The 22,447-nt window shown below is 68.9% G+C and carries 20 protein-coding genes and 2 pseudogenes; 6 read left to right on the top strand and 16 right to left on the bottom strand.

What is annotated here, in order from left to right; genetic code table 11:
- Positions 1–253 precede the first annotated feature (253 nt).
- Together H305_RS53595 and H305_RS47615 are read left to right on the top strand one after the other, a co-directional pair.
- Positions 254–1,036, top strand: coding sequence for a hypothetical protein (locus tag H305_RS53595; RefSeq protein WP_028803972.1), 783 nt, complete (start codon positions 254–256; stop codon positions 1,034–1,036).
- Positions 1,037–1,040: 4 nt separating this feature from the next.
- Positions 1,041–2,045 (top strand): SRPBCC family protein, encoded by a 1,005-nt coding sequence (locus tag H305_RS47615; protein WP_037765947.1) that lies wholly within the window; start codon positions 1,041–1,043, stop codon positions 2,043–2,045.
- A gap of 269 nt (positions 2,046–2,314) precedes the next feature.
- Here H305_RS47615 and H305_RS55155 read toward each other — a convergent pair.
- The 6 genes and pseudogenes from H305_RS55155 to H305_RS53590 form a co-directional block, all read right to left on the bottom strand.
- A pseudogene (locus H305_RS55155) lies at positions 2,315–2,508 on the bottom strand (cytoplasmic protein); the annotation flags it as partial.
- A 24-nt stretch (positions 2,509–2,532) separates the two neighbouring features.
- Positions 2,533–3,414: an SDR family oxidoreductase gene (locus tag H305_RS0131620; protein WP_028803971.1), complete on the bottom strand. Its 882-nt coding sequence runs from the start codon at positions 3,412–3,414 to the stop codon at positions 2,533–2,535.
- A 74-nt stretch (positions 3,415–3,488) separates the two neighbouring features.
- On the bottom strand, positions 3,489–3,938 hold the full coding sequence (locus H305_RS0131615; protein ID WP_028803970.1) for a hypothetical protein: 450 nt from the start codon (positions 3,936–3,938) through the stop codon (positions 3,489–3,491).
- Between the two features lie 44 nt (positions 3,939–3,982).
- Entirely contained in the window at positions 3,983–5,587 is a 1,605-nt protein-coding gene (locus H305_RS0131610; protein ID WP_028803969.1) for a phytoene desaturase family protein, read from the bottom strand.
- 1,206 nt (positions 5,588–6,793) lie between these two features.
- Complete coding sequence (locus tag H305_RS0131605) at positions 6,794–8,035, bottom strand: hypothetical protein (protein WP_158690604.1); 1,242 nt, start codon at positions 8,033–8,035, stop codon at positions 6,794–6,796.
- 229 nt (positions 8,036–8,264) lie between these two features.
- Positions 8,265–8,432, bottom strand: coding sequence for a hypothetical protein (locus H305_RS53590; protein WP_158690603.1), 168 nt, complete (start codon positions 8,430–8,432; stop codon positions 8,265–8,267).
- Between the two features lie 115 nt (positions 8,433–8,547).
- Between H305_RS53590 and H305_RS47610 the strand changes: the two are divergent.
- A pseudogene (locus tag H305_RS47610) lies at positions 8,548–8,805 on the top strand (IS630 family transposase); the annotation flags it as partial.
- Between the two features lie 6 nt (positions 8,806–8,811).
- Here H305_RS47610 and H305_RS0131590 read toward each other — a convergent pair.
- Positions 8,812–9,576 carry an alpha/beta fold hydrolase gene (locus tag H305_RS0131590; RefSeq protein ID WP_028803967.1) on the bottom strand — a complete coding sequence of 255 codons (765 nt, stop codon included), beginning with the start codon at positions 9,574–9,576 and terminating at the stop codon, positions 8,812–8,814.
- A 168-nt stretch (positions 9,577–9,744) separates the two neighbouring features.
- Between H305_RS0131590 and H305_RS51260 the strand changes: the two genes are divergently transcribed.
- Positions 9,745–10,104 carry a transposase gene (locus tag H305_RS51260; RefSeq protein WP_234021176.1) on the top strand — a complete coding sequence of 120 codons (360 nt, stop codon included), beginning with the start codon at positions 9,745–9,747 and terminating at the stop codon, positions 10,102–10,104.
- A gap of 56 nt (positions 10,105–10,160) precedes the next feature.
- On the opposite strand, the gene H305_RS0131585 is transcribed toward H305_RS51260, so the two are convergent.
- From H305_RS0131585 to H305_RS52735, 4 genes are all read right to left on the bottom strand, one after another.
- Positions 10,161–10,640 carry a hypothetical protein gene (locus tag H305_RS0131585; protein WP_028803966.1) on the bottom strand — a complete coding sequence of 160 codons (480 nt, stop codon included), beginning with the start codon at positions 10,638–10,640 and terminating at the stop codon, positions 10,161–10,163.
- A gap of 316 nt (positions 10,641–10,956) precedes the next feature.
- Positions 10,957–11,802 (bottom strand): MBL fold metallo-hydrolase, encoded by an 846-nt coding sequence (locus H305_RS0131580; protein WP_028803965.1) that lies wholly within the window; start codon positions 11,800–11,802, stop codon positions 10,957–10,959.
- An 8-nt stretch (positions 11,803–11,810) separates the two neighbouring features.
- Positions 11,811–11,954, bottom strand: a complete 144-nt coding sequence (locus H305_RS53585) for a hypothetical protein (RefSeq protein ID WP_158690602.1) — start codon at positions 11,952–11,954, stop codon at positions 11,811–11,813.
- A 323-nt stretch (positions 11,955–12,277) separates the two neighbouring features.
- Entirely contained in the window at positions 12,278–12,511 is a 234-nt protein-coding gene (locus H305_RS52735; protein WP_028803964.1) for an alpha/beta fold hydrolase, read from the bottom strand.
- A gap of 1,256 nt (positions 12,512–13,767) precedes the next feature.
- Here H305_RS52735 and H305_RS0131560 point away from each other — a divergent pair.
- Positions 13,768–14,238, top strand: coding sequence for a winged helix-turn-helix transcriptional regulator (locus tag H305_RS0131560; RefSeq protein ID WP_028803963.1), 471 nt, complete (start codon positions 13,768–13,770; stop codon positions 14,236–14,238).
- A gap of 604 nt (positions 14,239–14,842) precedes the next feature.
- Here the strand turns inward: H305_RS0131560 and H305_RS0131555 are convergent.
- Entirely contained in the window at positions 14,843–15,742 is a 900-nt protein-coding gene (locus H305_RS0131555; protein ID WP_028803962.1) for an NmrA family NAD(P)-binding protein, read from the bottom strand.
- A gap of 123 nt (positions 15,743–15,865) precedes the next feature.
- Between H305_RS0131555 and H305_RS0131550 the strand changes: the two genes are divergently transcribed.
- The gene (locus H305_RS0131550; RefSeq protein WP_028803961.1) at positions 15,866–16,774 is read left to right on the top strand and encodes a LysR family transcriptional regulator; all 909 of its coding nucleotides are present in this window, start codon (positions 15,866–15,868) and stop codon (positions 16,772–16,774) included.
- A gap of 525 nt (positions 16,775–17,299) precedes the next feature.
- Here the strand turns inward: H305_RS0131550 and H305_RS0131545 are convergent.
- The 4 genes from H305_RS0131545 to H305_RS0131525 form a co-directional block, all read right to left on the bottom strand.
- A complete protein-coding gene (locus H305_RS0131545; protein ID WP_028803960.1) occupies positions 17,300–18,178 on the bottom strand; it encodes a universal stress protein in 879 nt (292 codons plus the stop codon).
- A gap of 677 nt (positions 18,179–18,855) precedes the next feature.
- Complete coding sequence (locus tag H305_RS0131540; RefSeq protein WP_028803959.1) at positions 18,856–19,758, bottom strand: aminoglycoside phosphotransferase family protein; 903 nt, start codon at positions 19,756–19,758, stop codon at positions 18,856–18,858.
- 179 nt (positions 19,759–19,937) lie between these two features.
- Positions 19,938–20,678 carry a class I SAM-dependent methyltransferase gene (locus H305_RS0131535; protein WP_028803958.1) on the bottom strand — a complete coding sequence of 247 codons (741 nt, stop codon included), beginning with the start codon at positions 20,676–20,678 and terminating at the stop codon, positions 19,938–19,940.
- A 976-nt stretch (positions 20,679–21,654) separates the two neighbouring features.
- Complete coding sequence (locus tag H305_RS0131525; RefSeq protein WP_028803957.1) at positions 21,655–22,350, bottom strand: SDR family NAD(P)-dependent oxidoreductase; 696 nt, start codon at positions 22,348–22,350, stop codon at positions 21,655–21,657.
- Between the last annotated feature and the right edge of the window lie 97 nt (positions 22,351–22,447).

Genomic DNA, 22,447 nt, shown 5'->3' with positions numbered 1-22,447 from the left:
TCCCCTTAGCAGTTGGGAGTCCGTGTGCCCTTGCATGCAGGAGGCGAATTCCGCCATTCATCCGGTAATTCGGGGATGTCCTGCTCTCGGCGTGCGCCTGCTGATGACACCGCCCAGACTGGGGAGAGGCGGAGTGATGAGCGCAGCCCACCGGCTGTCCTCCAGCCCGGGCCTCTCCTGAGACGGCGAGGGCCCATTCGCGGGCAGCGCCCGCCGGCCGAATCTGCCCGGCATCCCTCTGAAGGGAAATCTGATGGCTGAGGTACCCAAGATCGCTCTTGCCGCCGCGGTTATCGGCGGGTACGTCCTAGGCCGCACGAAGAAGGGACGGGTCGCGTTCGGGGCGGCGACCTACCTCGCCGGCCGGCGGTTCGGACTGGAACCCCAGCAATTGCTGGTGGAGGGGGCCAAGAGGGTGCGCGAGCTTCCGCAGTTCGCTGACCTCAGCGAGCAGATCCGCGGTGAGGCTCTTGACGCAGGGCGCATGGCCCTGAGCGCGGTGGCAGATCGCACGTTCGCCGATCTGGCCGACTCCTTGCAGCAGCGCACAGAGCGCATAGGAAGCAAGGGCGAGGAGCGGCGGCAGGAAACGGACGAGGAGCCGGAGGAGGAGTACGAGGAAGAGCCGGAGGAGGAGGGCGAGGACGAGTACGACGAGGACGAGGAGGAAGAGCCGGAGGACGAGGAAGAATCTGAGGAAGAGGCGGAGGAAGAAGAGGCGGCCGAGGAGGAAGCGCGAAAGCCCCCTCCTCGCCGACAGGCAGCCCGGAAGTCGGGCGAGCACCACGACGGGAGCGGTTCTCGACGCCGTCATGAGCGTGGTCCCAAGAAGGCCGCCGCCCGCAAGGCACCTGCCAAGAAGTCGGCGCCTGCGAAAAAGACAGCCGTGAAGAAGTCGGCCCCTGCGGATGAGGCGGCTACGAGGAAGACATCAAAGGCGAGGAAGTCCACCGCTCCGCCCAGGAAGGCCACCGCGAAGAAGACCGCCGCGAAGAAGACGACGGCAAAGAAGGCGTCATCACGGCGGCGGAGGTAAAGCCATGACCGACAGGGCGCGCGACAACGGAAGCGGCCAGGACTCGGGATTCGACCAGCTGCAAGGGGCACTGAAGAGCTTTCTGGGCGCCCAGATCGGGAACCTGGCGGACAAAGCCAGCGACAAACTGGGCGACATCACCGATGGCCTCACGGATGTGACGGAAAACGGCGGCGTGCTTCCCAAGGCGGGATCGCGCATGCTCCAAGGTGACTCACCGGTCAAAGCTCTGATCGGAGAAAAGGCGAAGAGCTTCAAGGACAGCGCAGTGGGCAAGGTCAAAGAGGTGTTTGGGGGTGGAGGCGGCAAGGGGCGCGGGTCCGGCACTTCGAAAGTCATGAACATCATCGAAGTGCTGGACGTAGGAAAGTCGATCCGCGAAACCTACGACTTCTGGACTCAATACGAGAAGTTCAGCAGCTTCACCAAGGGCGTCCGAAGCGCTTCGAAGGGCAAAGACGCCGAAAGTGACTGGAAGGTGAAGGTCGGGCCCTCCACTCGAGGATGGAAAGCCACAACCCAGGAACAGATACCTGATGAACGCATCGTGTGGACATCAGAGGGCGCCAAGGCCACCACGCGAGGATGCGTCAGTTTCCACGAACTGACTCCCACGCTGACACGTATTGTCCTGGTGGTTGAGTACTACCCCTCCGGCCTCTTCGAGAAGACCGGCAACATCTGGCGCGCTCAGGGCCGCCGTCTGCGATTGGATTTCAAGCACTTCCAACGCTACGTCACGTTGACCGACGAGGAACCGGAAGGCTGGCGCGGCGAAATCCGCGATGGTGAAGTAGTCCGCACCCATGAGGAGGCTGTCGAGGAGGAAGAAGCCGCCGCCGACGAGGAATACACCGACGAGGAAGACGCCGAGGACGAATACCCCGAAGGTGAGGAGGAAGACGAGGACGAATACCCCGAAGGCGAGGAGGAAGACGAGGAGGAGTACCCCGAAGGTGAGGAGGAAGACGAGGAGGACTGGGATGAGGAGGCCGAGGACACCCGGTAAGTGCTGGTTCTCATGTCCGCCGCACACCAGAGGCGGGCCGTCCCGTTCTGCCTCACATGAGGTGTTGCACACATGCCGCCATCACCGAGGCCGGCGCGCCTTCGACTCCGCCTGGCACTCACACCGACGGAGCACGTCACATCACGCCTCACCCGCCCGCGTACAACAGGCACCGCTGCTCACCACCGCGTCCACGGCAAGGGTGCCCCTTTTCTCGGCTGCTGACCGGTGGGTGACGTCACCCTGAGGAGGCGTCAGCGAAAGAAGGCGCCAAATCGGAGGAGCGCCTCCTCGTAGCGGATCCACATCCGTGCGGCGGGACGCCGACGCCATCCGTACCCCGGAACTGTCAGTCACCGCAGTACTTTCACCGCCTCGATGCGTTGCTTGCCGGCCGGAAGCGGTCCCGGAGAAGCGCCCACCGCATGAAGCCTGCGCCCGGCAGGAACGTCTGCGTGGGCATACCCCTGGTCCGTGCGTGCCGAAGTCAGGCCCGCGGCGGCGCGGCCGCACGGTCGGCTCGGCCGCCGGCGCCGAGCGGGCCGGTGGCCTGCCATGGTGCCATCGCCTGCAGCCGCGGCAGTTCATGCCGGGACACGCGCAGCACCACGGGGGGCAGGGCGGCACGCACCGGCTGTGTCAGGCGCAGCCAGCCGGGTGCGTAGACAGCGGTGCGGCGCCGCTCCACGCCGCGGATCAGGCGCGCCGCCACGGCTTGCGCCGTCATCACCCGGCGGGCCGGCGGCGGCATATGGGCCCGTAGTTCGCGCAGTACGGCGTGTTCGTCGGCGTCGCGGACCATGTCGGTGTCGATCCAGTTGAGGTAGGCGATACCCACGCTGACCCGCTCGTGCGCCACCTCTGCGCGCAGCGCGTGTGCAAAGGCTTCGACGCCGGCCTTGGAGGCGCAGTAGGCACTCATCAGGGGTGCCGCGCCGATGGATGCCAGGGAAGCCACCTGGAGGAAGTGGCCAGCCGTCGCCACCAGATCGGGCAGGAAGGCGCGAGCGGTGTGGGCGCTGCCGACAAGGTTCACGTCGATGACACGGCGCCAGGTGGCAGGATCCGATGTGGCGAAGGGACCGCCCTCGGCGATGCCGGCGTTCGCGATCACGACCGACGCGGGCCCGAGCTGACGACGTACTTCGCGGGCAGCCGTGTCGAGTGCCGCAGGGTCCGTCACGTCGGCAACGAGGGGCAGCGCCGGGGTGGGAAGGGTCTCGCTCACCGCGCGCAGGGCGGCAGACTCATGCCCGAGCAGGGCGATTCGGGCGCCGCGACCGGCCGCCTCGCGTGCCAGCGCCGCGCCCAGGCCGCGAGCGGCTCCTGTCACCACCACCGTACGGTTGTTGAGCGGACTGCTATGCATGACTTTGCCTTCCCGTCCTGCCACGAACCCGCTTCGCCACTGATTCTCGCCCGGCGACGGGGACGGATGCGCGGTCACCCCTGTGTCGGGGACGGTCCCGCCGTGTGGTCCGGGTGGCCGTGGGTGCGGCGCTCTTCCTTCAGTCGCGCCTCGTACAGATGGTTGCGGCTTCCCGCGAGCTCCCGGCGCACGTCGGCTTCCAGTTCACGGAAGGGCTGGTAGTAGGTGTCGTTGTAGGCCTCGACGATCTGGAACGTCCAGTGGTCCGGGATGACGTTGCGGCCGAGGATCTCCGAACGGACCTTTTGAGCCCAGTGAGGGTGCCCGGCGTCATCCAAGAGCTGGACGGCGTCGTCCAGTTGGAGATCGGCGGTACCGGTGAGCTGGTGGAAGTCGTACAGACGTCCCCTGGCCCGTTCGGTCGTCTCCAGCGCCTTCGACAGCGCCCCCAGGGCCCGCACGGTCTTGTTGTCGGGCCCGGCGGAGGGCTGGTCGTTCGGCTCGGGCTGCTCTGAGGGGTTCATGTGTCCTCCGTGTGGTGCGGGCGGGGCTGGGGCGTGCCTGGAGGTCATCGCCTCGTTCCGGTGCGGTCACGGTCGGCGAGGCGTCGCTGGGAGCGGGCCAGTCCGGGGGGCCGATGCCGGCGCAGGGCCGCCCTGGCGGCGTTGGCGCCCGGCGCCCCGTGCACGCCGCCACCTGGGTGAGCCCCGGCGGAGGCGAGGAAGAGGCCCGCCACGGGTGTCTCGGGCCGCCCGGCGCCCGGCAAGGGCCGGAAGACGAGCTGCTGATGGATGGCGGTGGCGCCGTCCTTCAGATTGCTGTCGAGTGCCTGGAGCGTGGGCGGCGCCAGGACACGGCGGGCGCGGACCAGCGAGCGGAATCCCGGCGCGAACCGCTCCACCTGCTGTTCCACCCGGTCGGCCATGAGGTTCTGTTCATCTGCACTCCACGTGCCCGTGATGCCCTCGTCCCCGGCGTCCCCGGTGATCGTGTGCGGCACGTGGGTGTAGGCCCAAGCCGATTCTGTGCCGAGGGGGGAGCGAGAGGGGTCAGCCAGCGTCATCTGACCGAACAGCAAGAAGGGGCGGTCCGGCAGCTGGCACATGGCGATCTGGGCGGCGAAGCGTGTGAGCTCGTCCAGACCGTCGGCCAGGTGTACCGTACCGGCGCGCGCTGTCTGCTCGGTTTGCCAGGGCACCCGGCCGTCCAGTGCCCAGTCCACTTTGAAGGTGGCGAAGTCCCATTGGAAGCGCTGCAGGTCGGCGAGGAGTTGGCCGGGCAGATGCTCCGAGGCGACGAGCTCGCCGTAGAGGGCCGGCACGGACACGTCAGCGAGTACCGCCTTGCGGGCCGACACGCTCTCGCCGCCTGCCGTACGCACGCCCGTCGCCCGCCCGCCCCGGATCACAACGGACTCGACCCGCTGCTTGCAGCGCAGCTGTCCGCCGAGGGACTCCAGGCGCCGGACGAGTGCCTGGGTGAGGGCTCCGGAGCCGCCGACGGGCACGGGAAAGCCGTAGGTCTGTCCCAGCATGGCCATCAGCCAGCCGAAACCTCCGCTGCCGGCCGATTCCGGGGCGAGGTCGGCGTGCAGCGCGTTGCCGGCCAGCAGCAGTCGGCCGCCCTGCCCGTTGAACTCCTCCTCACCCATGCGGCGCACAGGCAGGGCGAGCGTGCGCGCCAGGCGCAGCCCGCCCGCAGCCCGCAGCCGGGCGGCGAGCCGCGCTGTCGCCCTGACCGGGGGGAACGGGGTGAACAGCGCGTCCAGGAGATCCGCGCCCACGCGGGCCCAGGTTTCGTGCAGCCGCCGCCACGCGTCCCCGTCGCCCTGCGCAAAGGCGTCGAGGGAAGCGGCGGTGATGTCGATACGGCGGTCGAGTACGGCGCACCCTCCATCGCTCAGAGGATGCGCCAGCACACACGGTGCTTGGCTCCAGCGCAAGCCGTGTTCCTGGAGCCTGAGCCCGGCCAGCACAGGCGAGGCGGCTGCCAGAGGGTAGAACGAACTGAAGAGGTCGTTGACGAATGCGGGGTCCACGCCCCGGTCGTGGCGCACCGCGCCACCGGGCTCGGGCTGCTCCTCCAAGACGAGCACGTTCCACCCGGCGTCGGCGAGGAGGTTGGCGGCAACCAGTCCGTTGGGACCTGCACCGATCACCACAGCATCCGTCATGGCCGGCCCTCCCATCCCGTCACGGCGGCAGCGGCGGGTGTACGGCCTCGCTCCCACCCGTGCAATGAAGCGTCGGCTGTGTGCACCCGGGGCAGACGGTTGGGCCTCGTGCGGTGGCGCAGTCGGATCAGCGGCACGATGGTCACGTGGTCCAAAGGGGCAGCGGCTTGCCGGTGTGGGTGCTGCTCGACCAGCACCAGGCAGTGCATGCTTGCCGGCGGCGACTCGACCGCGCTGCGCGTGGTGGCCAGGATGTGCGCGTGGATCCTCGGCTTCGGCCGGCGGCCCTCCTCGCAGCGGGGCAGGGGCGTCCGGTGTGCCTGACGCAGAGGTCCGGAAGGACTTCGAAGCGGTTGGAGACGACGCCGTGGGGTGGCCTGTGCCGGGCGCAACGAGGTCGCCCGCACCAGACAGTGTGGGTTTTGGAAGCCGTCGTTCTGGACGGCCCACACGTCCCTTGAGTCGGCTTCGGGCAGGTGATGGCGAATGATCACGCGTGTCTCCTGTCTCTTTGCCGCTCGTTGCGCGTCAGCAGTCCACGAGTGCCCTGGATCGGGGTGGCCCAACCAGCGGCGTTTTCACCTGCGACTTTGTGACCGAGCGCAGACCTGCGATCACGTTCCGAGCCCGGTTTGCTCGTGCTGCGGTGGTCGGTGTCTGTGTCCGATGGCCCTGGGTCGTGTTCGGCCTGCCGCATCCGACCTGGTGTGGGCCGTGGCGTTGGCGGGCGGCGCATGGAGCGGATCGTGCACATGCTGTCGCGCATCTCTTGGTGGCGGGCGCGCCGGTTGGCGCCGTCGGCTGAGCGAGGTGCCCAGCATCCACAAGTGGCCTCGGTGACGGCGCACCGGGGAGTTGATCACGGTCCGCAGCCGGCCCGTCGTGGTGGCGGCTGCGATGCCTCGCCCGGCCACATCGCCGACGATCAGCGCCGTGTGCGGCCCGACCAAGGCGCTGGAGTCGAACCACGCGCTGCTGTCCCCGTAACCGGGCGGGTGCAGGTGTGAGAAGTCCACCGGGGAGGGCACCTCCGGCCGCTGGGGGAGCAGCCTGCGCTGCACGGTTGCCGCGATGGTCGTTCCCGGGCGGAGCGGCGGGCAACCTGGCCGCTTCGACGGTGTCGAGGGTCGACGTGTCCGGTGTGACGCTCACGGAAGCCAACCTGGACCCGAGCGGCACTCAAGCAGGCCGACCTGCCAAGCCGTGTCAGCCTGCCCCGGGCGTGTACCGGGCCACCACAGGGCGGTGGAAGAAGTACTGGATGTGCGGAGCCGACGTGATGCTGCCGACCGCCATCACCTGGCGCGTGCCGGGGATCGGTGTCATGTCGGTGACGGCCAGCGCCTGGTCCCGGTCGCGTGCAGTCACCTTGGACGAGCGGCCGGGCACGGGGGCGGGCCGGCGTAGCCGGTGCCGGCCGTGGTCGGCGGTCACCCGCAGTTTGCCGTTGAGCAGGACGCTGCCGTGCGCGTCGGGTGCCATCGGCCCGGTGCAGCAGGGCACGGTGGCGGTGCGGGACCAGCGGTGGCCGTCCCAGTGCAGCATGACGATCTCGGTCTGTGGCGTCTCCTCGCCGTCGGAGCCGATGCGCGAGGCGTCGTAGCGCACCTGTGCCCATGCGTCGTCGGAGGCCCGAACGGCCGCCTGGGCGACTACGGCGTCCTCGGAGAGCGTGTTCGGCAAGGTGTGATGGATCTCGGGCATGGCGAGCGATCGCCAGCCGTGGCCATCCCAACGCATCGCCGCCGGCTGGGTCTTGTGCTCCGCGACGTGGTGCGCGCCGAACGCCCAGAGGTCGCCGGCCGGTCCGGTGGCGAGCGTTGAGGCGGAGGCGGGCAGCTTCACATCGTGCCAGGAGCCCCCGTCCCAGTGCCGGGCCGTGCTGCTGCCTGCCACGGCCCATACGTCGTCGGCATCCAGCACGGCCGCACCCCGGACGGGGCCTGACAGCCCGAAGGCCGCGGGCGCGTCCGCGGGGGTGCGTTCGTACGGCGCGGGCACAGTGCGCCATGCCTTGCCGTCGAAGCGGCGGGTCTCGGTGCCGGCGAAGAGCCAGACGTTCTCCGGACCGGAAGAGCGCAGCAGGGCCGACTCCATCGGCAGCTCGGCGAGGCCGCGGGCCGCGCGCCGGTCCGCCCATCGGTGGCCGTCGTAGTGCAGGACGAGGTTGCGGGGGGCGCCGGTGTCGCCGTCCACCGTGCCGACCGCCCAGGCGTCGTCCGCCGCGGTGGCGGTGACGGCGGTGAGGCGTGCGCCGCGGGAGGCGCCCACGTAGTCGTAGTGCCAACCGCTGTCAGGGGCAGCGCGCGACGGCTGAGCGGCGGAAGCTTCCGCGCCGCTGTCCTTCGGCGGGCCGCCCTCGAAGCTGCAGCCGGCCGCCCCGAGGGCGAAGACCGCGGCGGCGGCGAGCCCCGCCAACTGTTTTGGATGCAACAGATCATTCAGCATGTCCCCGCCATCCAACCTCTCCAGGGGCGGCCGGAGAAGCCGCACAAGCAAAACGATTCCGGTACAGCTGCGACGGCTTACTGGACGATTTCGGCAACAGAGCCTCTACGTCATCCGGGTGAGGACGATCGCGCGGCTCGGTGTCGAGGTCCGGGGTCCGGGACTGCATCGGACAGAGCATCACGGTCGCCGCGACCGCCGCCGCTCACGTACCTCGCCCCGGCGTGACTCAGTGACTCGTACGGCGGCGGTGGCGACGGATCACCAGGGCAAAGGCCAGGACCAGCAAAACCACCCAGATGAAGACTTCCGGCGATCCGGCGGCGCCTCCGACCAGGCTGAGCACGGCGACGAACGCGAGGAGTACTGCCGCGAGTTGGAGAATGAGCCGACCCATGTCGGAACTCGTCCCTTCGGAGTGATGCTGGCGTGTGATCGGATCGTATAGCTACTGGCTGAAAGGCGACCGTGTCCCCTCCTGGATCATGCGGTCCGGGAGACGCTCACCGGGAACCAGGAGGTCGTGGGCCAACCCGATCGAGGCGCACTTCGGGCCACTGCGGCAGTTCACCCTCGCCAACTCGTACCACCCCGACCACACCGTCCAGACACGCGAGCTGCACCACTACCTGCACTGGCGCAACACCAACGCGCGGCATCCCGACGTCCTGGCCGCCCAGCGCCGCGATGGGACCCGCATCCGAGGCGAGAAGGGCTTGCGCTGGGGCGGGCGCCCCCTCCTTACCGCCGTATGGCAATACGTGCCGTGAGCAGGCTCAGGCGATGGGGATTCGCTCGCGCAGATAGGCGACGAGCAGGTCCGTGATGGCGGAGGGCCGCTCCAGGCTTGGCAGATGACCGGCCCACGGCAACTCGACATGGCGGGCGTCGGGGAGCAGGCCGGGCAGTTGCGCGGCGATCTGCCGGAAGTCCGGCAGATCGTGTGTGCCCGACAGGACGAGCGTGGGGGCCCGGACCGCCGTCACGTCGACCTCGGGCTCGATGGGCTCGCACTCCTCAGCGGCGGCCAACTGCACCTCGAAGGCCAACCCTTGCATCCGGCGCACCGCCTCCCGGGCAGCATCATTGGCCTCCGGGCCCAGCCAGGTGTCGACCATAAGTTCCACCGCTCCGGCGATGTCCCCCGCCTCGATCAGCGCGTCCTCGCGCTCACCGAGTTCGACCAGTTCGGCGGAGGGTACGTGCCCCGGCAACGCGGAGCACACCAGCACCAAGGCGCTCACCAGGTCCGGCCGTAGTGCGGCGACCTCCAGTGCGACCTGCCCACCATAGGAGGCGCCAACCAATGCCGCCCGCTCGATACTGATGCCGTCCAGAAGCTCCAACACATCTTCGGCATTGCTGTACGGCCGGTCAGCCACGGAGGTTTGCCCAAAACCCCGGAAATCGCAGCGCACCACGCGATACCCCGCAGCGACCAGAGCCGGCCACTGCGCATCCCACATCCGCCGGTCACACACCCCGGAATGCAGCAGAACCAGTGCAGGACCGTCGCCCGCCACGTCATGAGAAAGAGTCATCCGACAGACCCTACGCAACGGACACGCAAGACGGTTCTCCAAGGGTGGCGTCTTCGCCGAGCCCGACGACCACGGGCTCGGACGCTCCCGGGGCGGGCTGAGCACCAAGCTCCACCTGGCAGTCGAGCAGGCCCAGAAGCCGATGTCACTGGTGATCACGGCCGGACAGTGCGGGGACTTCCCGCAGTTCCAGGTGGTCTTGGGCCGTATCCGGGTGCCCCGGCTCGGGCCCGGCCGGACAAGGTTCGTGCCGACAAGGCGTACGCCTCCCGCGCCCGCTACCTTCGCAAGCGCGGTATCCGTTGCACGATCCCTAAGAAGCGCGGCCAGATCGCAAACCGCAAGAAGCGCGGCTCCCACGGCGGTCGGCCGCCGAAGTTCGATGCCGCGGATTACAAAGAGCGCCATGCGGTGGAGTGCGGCATCAATCGCCTCAAGCGCCACCGAGCAGTGGCAACGAGATACGGCGAGGTCGCTGTCCGCTACGAGGCGACCGTGCTGGTCGCGGCCATCAATGAATGGCTGTGACCTGCACGGTGGCGGGGACCTCGCGAGGAAGGGACGAGCTCAGGGCTGGTGACACATCACTCGATTCCGAGGGGTCCGATGCCCAGGTCCTCACGCATGAGGCGACGCATCTGCGCCATAGCCTTGCGTCGCCGCTCTATCAGGGGCGCGTCGTCGGCGGAGCCGACAGCCACTCCACGGGCATAGGCGTCGCGGATCGCGCGCAGGCGGTGGAACGCCTCGTTCCCCGCCTGCACGACCTGCGGGGGGCCCACGAGCCAGAGGCGTTCGCTGGCCGTGTAGATGCCGGTGCCGCGCACGGCTTCCCGCACCGCCGCGTCGCGTGCCGACTCGGACATGTGATCGCCGAGGGCGACGGCCCGTATCTCCTCACCGGCGGCTTTGAGGGCGGAAACGTACTCGGTGTAGACCTCGCGCCGTACTTCCAGAGCGTGCCTGGCTTCCTCCCGCCGCCACCGGTTGCGGTCGGCGATCAGAGTGGCTGCGATGCCGATGACGGCACCGGTCAGTGTGGAGAGCAGGGGCGTCCAGTCCATGTGTCGCAGCTTGTCGAAACCGGCGCGCTGGCACCAGTGCTTTCGCTACGCATGGCTGTGACCAGCACTTTCGAAACACGCCCAGCTGGGCACCAACCCGAACAGGGCGCGCATGCGTCTCGCCTGCATGAAGAGGTCAGCGTCAGGGCGATGAGAGTGGACCATGCCCGGGACCGGTGTGTCCGGGCCGCGGGGCCGAGGTGGGGTCGCTTCGGCCCCGCGTCATGTCGCCTGCCCTGGCGCCGGGGTGGCTGGCCGAGACACCGCCGCCGTCGGGCGACGTGGCGTGTCGCGCCGTGCCGATTCTGGTGAGCAACTATGCGTACAGCGCGACCGCTCCGCCCCAGAGGGCGCCCGGGTTCAGGCGGGCGGGGAAGCGTTCCAGCATGGCGTTGAAGAAGCCGAGCGCGTCCTCGTGCTTGACGAGCAGTTCGTCGACGGTGTCGAGGTAGAGGCGAGTCTCGGCAATCGCGCGGTCGGCGTCGTCGTCGAGTTCCTTGTTCTTGTGGCCGGTCACGATCCACCGCGGGCGAAGGCCCTCGACAATGGTGATGGCCTTGCGCCAGGCGTCACGGCCGCCGTTCCCGGATTCGGCAAGGTACTGGTGCACACCGTTGTAGATGACGTCACCGGCCACGACGAGCCCGAGGTCGGGTACGTGCAGGATGCTGGTCTCGTCGGTGTCGCTGTGGCCGACCTCCACGATGAGCAGTTCGTGCCCTTCGAGGGTGAGCCGGTTGCCGGGCACGGTGACAGCGGTGACGGGCGCGTCCGGGATCTGTCCGGGGAAGAGCTTGTCCCAGAACTGGGGGCGAATGGAGACGTTGCGGTGCATCTCAGCGATCGTGCCCTCGGCGGCGACGACCTGCGCGCCGAACCGTTCCGCCAGCGCGCCGGCGGTGAACCAGTGATCACCGTGCCCGTGGGTTGCGAAGATGTGGGTCAGGTTCTTGCCCGTGAGCTCGACCCAGTCCCCGACCGCCTCGGCCTGGGCGGAGGTCAGTGGCGGGTCGATCAGGATGGCGTCCCGTTCTCCGTGGATGAGAGTGACGGCCAGAGGCGAGAACATCCGCCGGTCCCCGTTGGGCACCAGTTCAGAGACGTTTTGCGCGATCGGGTCGGCGACGAAGACGTCGTAGGCGAGCGGACTGGTGGTAGGCATGTGCATTCCTAACTGATGTGGTTGTTGTGGTGGACGCGGTCGGATGACCGGTCGGCAGCGGCGAGGGCGGCGCAGTAGGCCGGACCTCGGATGATCGAGACGGCGCCCCGGTCCGACGGCTTGGCGCGATCTTCACGGAAGTCGAGGTGCAAAGAACCGTTCCCTGACGGTCGCGTCGAGCGATGACGCCATCTGTGCGTGCGTCGATGCGGCGGGACGCACGCCCGGTCCGCGGCACGTCCGGAACGCATCTATGTGACGTCCGAGGATCTGTCCGATGCCTGCTGGGGTGCGGATGTCACGGTGCTGACCCGACCGGGTAGGCCCTGGCCTGTCAGCAGACGGGGGATTTGGGTCAGCGGTTTCGGATGTGGAGCTGGGTGTAGTCGAGTGTGAATGAGGTGGGTCCGCTGATGAGAGGGCCTTCGGGAGTGCGGCGCACGACGCGTGGCGCCGGCCGGTGGATCGATCGCGGTCAGCGAAGGCCGCCATACGATGAAGTCGAGCACCGCCCTCGAGGGGCTTCCGGGTACTGGAACAGTGAGCCGTGGCCCGAGTCGGGGTAGAGGATGAGCTGCGCGTTGGGGATCTTCTGCGTCATCAGGAACGAGTTCGGCGTCGGGACCATCGCGTCTCGGATGCCGTTGACAATGAGCGTGGGCTGCTTGATGTTGTGCAACTCTTCCAGCGTCGATCCCTGGCGGCCCACCAGTCGGTGATCACCTTGCGAAGTGCGGCTCCGGCCTCGTCCGTGACGTCGGCACGCTCGGGTCGCGCGGGCGTGTAGATGCGCCCGAGGTGGTTCGCGGTGGCGGCCTTACCGGTCTCGGAGCTGCTGAACCAGATTGCCTCGTACGTCTCCTGGGCGCTCTGGGCGAGCTTGATCCACTCCTCATTCCGGGGCCCTGGAGGACTGCTCCTTCGCCGGCGCCTGCGCCCGTGCCGACAAGGATCAGATTGCGCACGAGGTCCGGCCGCGAGAGCGTCCGGAATCGACTGAACAGGATGAGCGGTACGCCCATGCGGTCGCCGAACTCCCGGTAGGCGAGGCGCGCGCCGTCGACCTCGGCGTGCTGGATAGGCGTATCGGCAAAGAGTTTTGACATCTGAAGCCTCTCGGGATCATGCGTGTGCTCCGGGCGTCGCATGGACAGGTCGACCACCATTTGACTAGTGAAGACGCTAGTCAGCCTACACCTGACTGCAGTGGACGCAAGTCAGCTAGGAGGTCAGAGGTCCTGGGTTGTGAAGGTGCAGTTCTTCCGGGGCGACCGCGAACCGCGCGGCCGTCTCTGCGCAGAAGGTCACACGCACGGGTTTGCCGACCGGGTCGACCAGACCCACAAGTGCTCGGGCACCCTGCGGATAGCGGCCGCACCACTGCATGAGGGCCAGCGGAGCCGGGGGTGAGAGAACATCGCAGGAGCGGCTGTGCGGGGCTCGACGGACGGTGCATCCGCATCCGTCGAGCTGAACGCCGGGGGAGTGGTGACCGCCTGGAGCATCGACGCGTGTGACCTGCTCGGATACGAAGAGGGGAGACGGTCGGGCGACAGGCCGTAGAGCTGTTGGCCGAGGCTGTACCCGGCGAAACGCGGATCCACTGGGACGAGCGGACTCCAGCTGCCTCTGCTGGAGTCAGCAGCCGACGGCGCCGACTGGTGAAAGTCAGCGATCGCCAAGATCACCCGAAGCCATCTGCTGACCGGGGGCGCACCGCAGCTGCGCCGGACTGCTGACCGGTACCGCCACCAGCTGCCGCAGTCCAGCCCGAAGTCCTTGCTGCCGCGGCGCCCGGCCGCCGAGGCGTGCGGCATTTCGCCGGGAGCGGTGCGCCGGTCGGCGACACGCCGGCTCAACCGGGCGTGCCGAGTCTGCGAGCAGGTTGTGGTCCTTCAGACGGGCCTGACAGCGACGAAGTGTGACCTGACTCCGGGTTCCTGTGGTCAGGCGTAGCATGGTTTTATGGCTCTGACTCTTGACGGACGGCTGACGCCGCTCGATTGGTCTCCCGAAAACTGCTCGATCAGGCGCACTCTTGATCTGCTCGGCCCCGCTTCCTCGATTCTCATCCTGCGCGAAGCCTTGTACGGCACGAGGCGCTTCGATCGGTTCGTGGAGCGCCTGGGCATGTCGGAGACGAGTGTCGCCGCGCGGCTCAAACAATTGACGCAGGCGGGAGTACTCGAGCGCAAGCAGTACCGGGAGCCTGGCAGCCGCCCGCGTGAGGAGTACGTGCTGACCCAGCGCGGGGAGGACCTCCTTCCGGTTCTCATGGCCCTCATGCAGTGGGGCAACCACTACCTGCAGGATGATCCGGCCCCCTTGCACCTGGTCGACGGTGCCGGCAGGCCCGTGCACCTGGTCTTTCAGCGGGAAGACGGCGCCACCGTGGCAGCGGAGGATCTGCACCTACGCTCCGCTCAGGACCTCTGACTCCCCGGCTGCCTTGCGCCCCCTGTCGCCACGTATGCCTTGACTGGCGCCATCACTGGCCGGGTGGCGTGCGAACTGTCGTTGTGAGGAGCAGCCTCAACCCTCGTTCACCCGCTGCCGGGCATGCCGCGACAAGGGGGCTGCCCGCCGAGTCCGGCGTTGAAGCGAAGGCTGCCGGCGCGAAGTTCTGCGGCGTGGGACGCCGCCGGATGCACACCCGCTCCCATCGCGCCGCGAACCGCACCCCGCGCACCGCCGTCCCGGTCCGCCGCGCCGCGCACAGGCTGCAGCCGAACGCCGCCGGGTCGGCCACCGTGCTCCCGATCCGCCAGGGCGCCGCCGGCGCGTCAGCCTCCCGGGGCCGGCAGTCCGGCATCCCACTCCTGCCCGAAAAACGGCAGCGCCCGCCAGCACGTCCTGCTTCACGCCGTACAGCCCGGCCATCACCTGCCGTCCCGCCGCGTTCAGCAGCGTGTCGGCATCGGCCCGCACACTCCCGCTCTCGTGATGCGGCACAGAGCCCCGCCACTGCCAACAGGGCCTGAGCGCCTGCGCGTTCATCTTGTAGCGGGCCCCGATCCGCTGCTGGAACGAGGACGTCAACTCATCTTCCAGTGGCGGGATGCGGACGGGCGGCCGGCTTGAGGTTGTCCTGGCACCACTGGCGGAAACCAGTGGCGGTGACAGAGCCCGGGTTGCCGGGTTCGGCGTCGTAGATCCCGTTGTTCTGCGCCTCGACCATGTCCGCCATGTCCTGCGCCAGTGCCGGGCTCGCGCCGCGCCGCACCATCGCCGCTTGGAAGTCCGCGAGCGGGACCTGGCGATAGCGGACGGTGCGGCCAACGGTGTCGGAGATGACCTCGGCCATGGCGTCGGGGGTCAGATTGTCGGGGCCGGCCAAGGGAACGCGGACCTGCCCGCTCCAGGAGGTGTCGAGGAGGAGCGCTGCCGCCGCGGCGGCGACGTCCCGGGTGGCGACGGTAGGCAGCGGCCGGTCTGCGGCGTTCGCCATGGAGAACGTCCCCTGTTCCTTGATCGCCGAAGCCTGGAGGAGCAGGTTCTCCATGAAGAACGGCAGGGCCAGCGCCCGGTAGGGAACGCCGCTTGCTTCGATCAGCTCGTCCATGGCCAGCGCGGCCGAAAGAAGCCCGGCCTCGCCCTGGTACCCGCGGCCCAGGGAGGTGACGCCCACCATCCGCACGCCCCGGCTCGCGGCTTCCTGGCAGGCGGAGCGGGTGAAGTCCAGGTAGTAACGCCTGGCGCTGTCGGCATCGCGGAATCCGGCCGGGGGCACGAGCCAGAACATCCGGTCGGCGCCCTCGAGCGCCTTCGTGATCGTGTCGGCGTCGCCGTGGGAGCCCTGCACCACCTCGGCCTGTCGGCGCACGTGCGCCGACAGCCGGGAGGGGTCACGGACGATCACACGGACCGCCTCGCCGCCATCCAGGACGCGGTCCACGACCTGTCGCCCGATATGACCGGTCGGTGTGGTGATGACGATCATGAATTCCTCCGTTATAGACGATCGACGGCGGAAGCCGGGGGGCCTTGCCGATTGCCTCCGAGTCAACCTGGCGCGAACGTGCAGGTGAAGGACTGTTCTGGTCGCCATTGATACCCTAGGGATATGAATGACCTTGAGGTGCGGCAGCTGCGGTACTTCGTCGCGGTCGCGGAGGAGCTGCACTTCGGACGCGCCGCCGCCAGGTTGGGTATGGCGCAGCCCCCGCTGTCCCGAACCATCCGGGACACCGAGCGGCAGCTCGGTGTGGCGCTGTTCGAACGGACCACCCGGCAGGTAAAGCTCACCGCGGCCGGGGAGGTCCTGCTGCGCGATGCCCGCACCGCCCTGGAGGCGGTCACCGCCGCCGCCCACCGGGCCCGGCAGGCAGGCAGCGCGTCGCCGCGGCTGCGGGTCGCTCTCAAGGCCGACGTCGACGGCGGTCTGCTGCCGCAAGTCCTGGACACCTACGGCGCCGACGACGCGTCCTTGCCGCCCGAGCTGGTCCTCGGAGGGTTCGGCGAGCAGCCGCAGGCACTGCGCGACGGCCTCGCTGACGTGGGACTCGTACTGTGCCCCTTCGACAGCCGCGGCCTCGACAGCGAGCCGCTGCTGACAGAGCCGGTCCTGGTCGCCCTGGCCGCCGCCGATCCGTTGGCCGCCCGGACCCGGCTGTGCCTGGACGACCTGGCCGACCGCAAGCTCCCCGGCGGCTCCCCGGCCGGTCATGGCCGGCCCGTCGAGCACACCCCTCAGCCCGGGGCGACGCGGCCGGCGTCGAACCTGTCGGAGATCTTCAGTCTCGTCGAGACGGGCAGCATCGTGTTCTTCGCGCCCGCCTCGGTAGCCCGACGCTACCCGCGACCCGGCATCTCCTACCGGCCGGTCAGCGATCTTCCGGACGCCACGCTGGCCGTCGCCTGGCCCCAGGACGCGCGCTCACCGGCCGTCGCCGCCTTCGTGCGCGCCGCCTGCACCGTCGCAGCCGCACAGCACGCTCAGGTAGAACCCCTCGTGCAGAGCACCACCACCTGAGCCGCGTCCGCCTCGGCTGGTGCCACCGGCGTCAGGTTGTCCGTTGTCCTGACGGGCTTCAGAGGAAGACCAGTGGGGCACGCTTCATGGCGCACAGCCGTAGGGCATCAGCCAGTCGGCGGGCGTCCTGCTTCGGGTCATGACCAGCAATCCCACCGCACCCGAGGGCAGTGACGAACGGACCGGTTTCACCACCGCGAGCGAGGGCGCCGCTACGAGGGCTCTCGGCCTTTGCCACCCGACGGCGTTGTACCCGCCCGCGCCCGGCGGATCGATGATGGAAGTACGTTGCAAAAGAGTGGATCGGCGATGCCACCGCACGGTGACCCTCTCGACGGGCCCGTCGTGACGGCCGCACGCAAAGCCCTGGAAGGCAGGGATATCGACGCCCCCCGGCCCGGCAGCTCGGCGCGCTCCGGACCGGTGCCTGCCTTCAAGACGTCCCCGGCCGTAGCCGCGCTGTGAGGGGCCGGATGTTACGCAGAGTGTCGGCGAGAACGTAGAGGGGCGTCTGCCCGGCGTGGGTCAGTCCTTACCCCGGACCACGGTGACAGGGCAGTGCGCATGATGCAGCAGGGCCTGGCTGACCGAGCCGAGCAACATGCCCGTGAAACCGCCGCGTCCACGTGCACCGGCCACGACCACTTGAGCGTCACGGCTGGCCTCGAGCAGAGCCGGGCGGATCCGGGAGCGCACCAGGCGTCGCTCAACAGCAACCCCGGGACAGCGCTTCTCCCATTCAGACAGCGTCTCGTCGAGCAGCCGCTGCTCCTCCTCACGGAGCCGCTCGATGTCGACCACCATATTGAGAGGGTCGCCGGGCCCCTCGTAGGCCCGTTCGCTCCAGGTGTTCCACACGTGCACGGCCAGCAGGCCCGCGCCGCGCAGTGCGGCTTCGGAGAAGGCGAACTCGACGGCTGCTTCGCCCGCCGGTGAACCGTCGACCGCCAGGAGCACGGGACCGGCAGGCTTCGGAGTGCCGCGTACCACCAGCACCGGGCAGCGGCCGTGTGCGGCCAGATGTACCGCGGTGGATCCGAGCAGCAGGCTGCCGAACGCACCCAGTCCGCGGCTGCCGACCACGACGAGCGAGGCGGTGCGCGACTCGATCTCCAGCACCATCAGCGGCTCACCGACGGTGACCTCGCGGATGATCTCCACGTGCGGCTCGGCCTGGCGCGCTCGCTGTTCGGCCTTGATCAGTGTGCCGTCCACCAGCTCGCGCACACCCGCCATGGCCGGGTTCCACGGGGGTCCACCGGGCGGTACATGGATAGACGGCCACCCAAAAGCGTGCACCAGCCGCAGCCCCGTCCCGCGCAGTGCAGCTTCCCGCGCTGCGACTTCCACCGCGTCCAGGCTGGACGGGGAACCGTCCACACCCACCACGACCGGATCTGTCATCCTGCACCTCCCCGTCGAGCAGCGTGCGCTGCTCGCACGTCCTGCTCCATCCAGCGTCCGCCAACCTGTCACGCATCGCATAGGGCCAGGCGGGCCAACAGAGCCACATGCTCCACGCGACCCGCCCGACTGGCCCACACCCTTCCCGGTTACGGCGCCGACAGGGTCCTGACCGACGCAGCCCTCACCTCGACTTCGACCAGACCGGTCCTGCTCATTGCGCTTGTGTGGCTCGGTGCCCTCACGCTGGCCGCTGCCGCACTGTTCCACCGCGCCGTCGCATCCTCCGCCAGCGGGAACCGGGGACCTGCAAACGTGCGCAGGACCCGGGGTGGCTTGCACATCCGGTGTCGACAGGACCCAACTGCGCCTGCGTGAGGTCATCGAGGCGATCGGCTGCACCTACGAGGCTCTGGCGAAGGACATTCGGCGTCTCGCGGCCGAGGAGGGCGAGATCCTCCAGTCCCACAAGTCGGCCGTCTCCGATTGGGCTGACGGCGGCATACGTCGGCCGACCGGGAGGACCGGCCAGTACCCCCTTAGGTGCTGTCCCGCCGGACAGGCGGCCCCATCGCTCTGGACGAGATCCGGCCGTCCCACACCTCCACGGTCACCGATGCGGTGTGCGTGTGGGCGGCACTTTGACATCCTCGCCCTCCTTTAGGTGGGCGAGGATGTCAGATCAGACAGTCTGTCAGAACGCGATCGAGCGCTGCCCGGCCAGCGGGTCCCCATGTCGGCTTGCCGCCAGGAAGGCCCCGATCTCCGTTCTGGCCCATGAGCATGAGGAACAGGCCTTTCATAGCAGCCAGCCCGCGGGCACGCCGGATCGTCGCCTCGTCCGCATGCGCGTACACGTCGAAGAACCGTGAGGCGGCGCCCGAGGGAAGGAGTACCCATGCGGCCGCGAGGTCCCAGGCCGGATCGCCGGCGAACATGGCGTCGAAATCGATCACGCCCGAGAGCGTCCCGTCCGAGACGACGACATTCGCGGGATGGAGGTCACCGTGCAGCCATACCGGTGGGCCCTCCCACTCGGGGGCCGCTACGGCATCGTCCCAGACGGCTCGGACGCCGGCAGCGGTGTCGCCAGGGTCAACGGCTTGCAGGAACTTCTCGAAGCCGTCCGCGCACTCCTTGGGGTGACCGCCGCGGTCCGAACTGGCTGGTGCCTCGGCGGGCGCCTCCACGTGGAGTGCCCTGAGGAAGCCCGCCAGAGTGTCGGCCGCGTGGTTACCGCGGCTGATCGAGGTGCAGTCCAGCGGCTCGCCGGGAACCCACGTCATCACAGTCCAGTGCTTGGGGAAGCGCGCAGACGGTTCACCGATCCGCACCGGGGTCGGCACCGGGAGCGGCAGGCGCGGGGCCAAGACGGGCAGCCATCTGCGCTCCTTGAGCAGGAGCTCTGGGGTGGGGGCCATGCGCTGCATGCGCACGGCCAACTCGTCCCCGAGCCGCCACATTTGGTTGCCCCAGCCGCCCGCCACCTCGCGGATGGCCAGCCCTGCAAGGTCCGGATGCTGCTCCTGCAACAGCTCGCGGACCAGGTCTGCGGTGATCTCGATCTCGGAGTTGGTCATGCGAAGCCACGGTACTGGGGCAGGCGAGGCGGCTCTTGCTGTCCGGAAGATCCAGCCACTCAACCTTCGCTTCAAGAGCTCAGCAGGCACCCTCCGCGGCCGAGAATGCGCCCTTCGACGGCACCCAGCGGCGATCCGGCAGAACCTCGGTCAGGGAGAGACGCTCGGCGCGGCGGAACTTACGGTTTGTGGGTTACCCAGAGCAGTTCCGCCGGCCAGCGGTGTGCCCAGTCGGGTGGGTCGGTTTCGTTGTAGCCGTTGGGTGTTCCGAGTTCGGGCCGCGGCTCGATGAGGTCGTCGATGACGAGACCCGCGCCGCGCAGGACCTTGACCCAGTCGCCGTAGGTGAGCTGATAGCTGGTGGCGCCGTCGCCTTCGGCGATGGTGTTCAGCCCGAAGTAGTCCTGCTGCAGCGTCGTGGTCACGCGGCCGGCGGATTCGTCGTAGCAGGCTTCGAACCATGGGCTGGCGACGTTGAACACCAGGCGCCCGCCTCGGCCCAAGACGCGTGCGGCCTGCGGGACGGCCAGGTGCGGGGGCGCCCAGCTGAGCCCACCGAAGTCGCAGAACACCAGGTCGAAGCTGCTGGCGGCGAAGGGGAGTTGTTCGGCGGCACCTTGCACCAGCGGGTAGCGGGCCGCTCCCATCGCGCGGGCCGCTGCGGCGAGTTGGGCTTCGGACAGGTCGAGCCCGACCACGACGGCGCCCTCTGCGGCGAGCGCCCTGGACCACTGGCCGGCGCCGCAGCCGAGTTCGAGGACGCGTTTGCCGGTGACGTCGCCCAGGGCGTGCAGGTGCGCGTCGGGGATCGAGTACATGCCCCACAGGCGGGGTGCGGCGCCGATTTGCGGGTCGTGCTCGTGCTGGTAGGCGCTGCTGATCTGGTTCCAGAGCCGCCGGTTGGCGGGGATGCTGTCCACGTGCCGACTCCAGCACTGCCTGCCGGGGGCGGTCAACACGATTAGATAGCTTGCGGGCACTGACTTCTTCCTTCCGAAGGTCAACGCGCTGGCCCAGATCGTGCGCGGACCCACGCCGCCGAGCCGCCGACTGCTCGCCTGGCGCATCGTCCAGAAGCTCCCCCGTCAGCATCGCCGAGGTCGCCGACCGCATGGGTCAGCCTCGCGAGCGCATCGTGGAACTCGTCGAGCAGCTGTCCCGGTTCCACTCGCGGCCGCCGATGAGGACGAGTGGCCTCACCTGCTTGTGCTGTTGACGGCGTGGCGCTCCGTCGGAGCCGGTCCCGAGCCGTTCGCGGGATGGTCCCAGTTCTGGGAGGACCCTGCGCGACCACATGGCCGACCGCACCGACGCCGGCCTGGAGGACGTCATCATGGCCCTGGACTCCTCACTCCTCGACGGCCCCGCGCCGAACCACACGTAGCGGCAGCAGTCGAAGTCATGCCCGAGATCCTCGCTGATGCCACTGACATCGGTGGCTGAGGCTGAAACTCCAGGGGTGCGGTCTGCTCGGCGGTCTCCTGGACCGAGTGCGCGAGGACGCGTAGCTGGCGCAGGAATCAAAGCACCAGGCCGGTGTTGTCGGAGCGGCGGACGAAGAAGTCCGGCGTATGCCGCACCCGCTGCCCGTGGCCAATCGCGACCGCCTCGGCGCCTGGGCGGACTCACACCAAAGCCCCCGGCGATTAACGGCCGGGGACTCGGGTGTTTGTGTCTGCCCCGTGTGCGGCGGCGATGAGCTCTTGAAGTCGGCGTACATCTCACCGGCCGCCGCGTCCACGGAGAGGATGAGGGTTCGAAGGGGAGGAAAGCCTGAATCAGCCCGGCGTAGCGGTGCAGGCGTACCGTCACCCCGGCCGTGCGAACGACCTCGGCACGAGTTCGCCACCCTGGAAGCCTCGTGCGTGCCGGGCAGGCCCCGAATTCAGGGGTGGATCACCAGGCCATCTCACCGTGACGGTCACGGAAGGTTCCGGTCGGTCCGTCCGCCCCGACGGTGGCGAGTTCGACGATCGCGTCGGTCCCCTCGGTCACCGTCTGCGGGCCGCTGTGCCCGTTGAAGTCGGTCGCGGTGTAGCCCGGGTCAGCCGCGTTCACCTTCACATCCGGCAAGGACTTCGCGTACTGCGTGGTCAGCATGGTCACCGCGGCCTTCGACGCCGTGTAGAGCGGCGCGAGGTTCCTCGACTCGACGCGCCCGGGGTCGTGAGTGGCCGCGAACGACCCCATGCCGCTGGACACATTGACGATGACCGGGTTCGCGGCCTTGCGCAGCAGCGGCAGGAACGCGTGCGTCACCCGGACGAGCCCCACGACATTGACCTCGAACACCTCGCCGGCGTCAGCGGCCGTGATCTGGTCGGCGGGGCTGTGTGTCCCGAAGACACCGGCGTTGTTGATCAGGACGTCGATGCCGCCCTCGAGAGCCGCGATGTCGGCGGCGGCCGCGGCGACCGACGCGTCGTCCGTGACGTCGATCTGGACGAAACGGGCACCGAGCGAGTCGGCGGCTGCCCGCCCGCGCTGCGGATCACGCGCACCGATGAGGACGGTGTGGCCGGCCTCGATCAAGCGGCGGGCGGTCTCGTACCCGAGGGACTTGTTGGCTCCAGTGATGAATGTGGTCGTCATGCGTCCACTCTCGGCCCGCGACGAGAGGCCGGCCAGTGCCCCCTGCGACGGTAGGACAGCCAGTACCAGGCACGACGACGGCCCGGCGGACACAATG

This window comes from Streptomyces sp. 142MFCol3.1 (assembly GCF_000424945.1).
GTDB lineage: Bacteria > Actinomycetota > Actinomycetes > Streptomycetales > Streptomycetaceae > Streptomyces > Streptomyces siamensis.
The sequence above is the reverse complement of the archived record's forward strand: the minus strand, read 5'-3'. Positions and strand labels throughout refer to the sequence as shown.

Coding starts and splice junctions, on each gene's coding strand:
- H305_RS53595 (WP_028803972.1), top strand. CDS start 254: ATGGCTGAGGTACCCAAGATCGCTCTTGCCGCCGCGGTTATCGGCGGG.
- H305_RS47615 (WP_037765947.1), top strand. CDS start 1,041: ATGACCGACAGGGCGCGCGACAACGGAAGCGGCCAGGACTCGGGATTC.
- H305_RS0131620 (WP_028803971.1), bottom strand. CDS start 3,414: ATGCATAGCAGTCCGCTCAACAACCGTACGGTGGTGGTGACAGGAGCC.
- H305_RS0131615 (WP_028803970.1), bottom strand. CDS start 3,938: ATGAACCCCTCAGAGCAGCCCGAGCCGAACGACCAGCCCTCCGCCGGG.
- H305_RS0131610 (WP_028803969.1), bottom strand. CDS start 5,587: ATGACGGATGCTGTGGTGATCGGTGCAGGTCCCAACGGACTGGTTGCC.
- H305_RS0131605 (WP_158690604.1), bottom strand. CDS start 8,035: ATGCTGAATGATCTGTTGCATCCAAAACAGTTGGCGGGGCTCGCCGCC.
- H305_RS53590 (WP_158690603.1), bottom strand. CDS start 8,432: ATGGGTCGGCTCATTCTCCAACTCGCGGCAGTACTCCTCGCGTTCGTC.
- H305_RS0131590 (WP_028803967.1), bottom strand. CDS start 9,576: ATGACTCTTTCTCATGACGTGGCGGGCGACGGTCCTGCACTGGTTCTG.
- H305_RS0131585 (WP_028803966.1), bottom strand. CDS start 10,640: ATGGACTGGACGCCCCTGCTCTCCACACTGACCGGTGCCGTCATCGGC.
- H305_RS0131580 (WP_028803965.1), bottom strand. CDS start 11,802: ATGCCTACCACCAGTCCGCTCGCCTACGACGTCTTCGTCGCCGACCCG.
- H305_RS0131560 (WP_028803963.1), top strand. CDS start 13,768: ATGGCTCTGACTCTTGACGGACGGCTGACGCCGCTCGATTGGTCTCCC.
- H305_RS0131555 (WP_028803962.1), bottom strand. CDS start 15,742: ATGATCGTCATCACCACACCGACCGGTCATATCGGGCGACAGGTCGTG.
- H305_RS0131550 (WP_028803961.1), top strand. CDS start 15,866: ATGAATGACCTTGAGGTGCGGCAGCTGCGGTACTTCGTCGCGGTCGCG.
- H305_RS0131545 (WP_028803960.1), bottom strand. CDS start 18,178: ATGACAGATCCGGTCGTGGTGGGTGTGGACGGTTCCCCGTCCAGCCTG.
- H305_RS0131540 (WP_028803959.1), bottom strand. CDS start 19,758: ATGACCAACTCCGAGATCGAGATCACCGCAGACCTGGTCCGCGAGCTG.
- H305_RS0131525 (WP_028803957.1), bottom strand. CDS start 22,350: ATGACGACCACATTCATCACTGGAGCCAACAAGTCCCTCGGGTACGAG.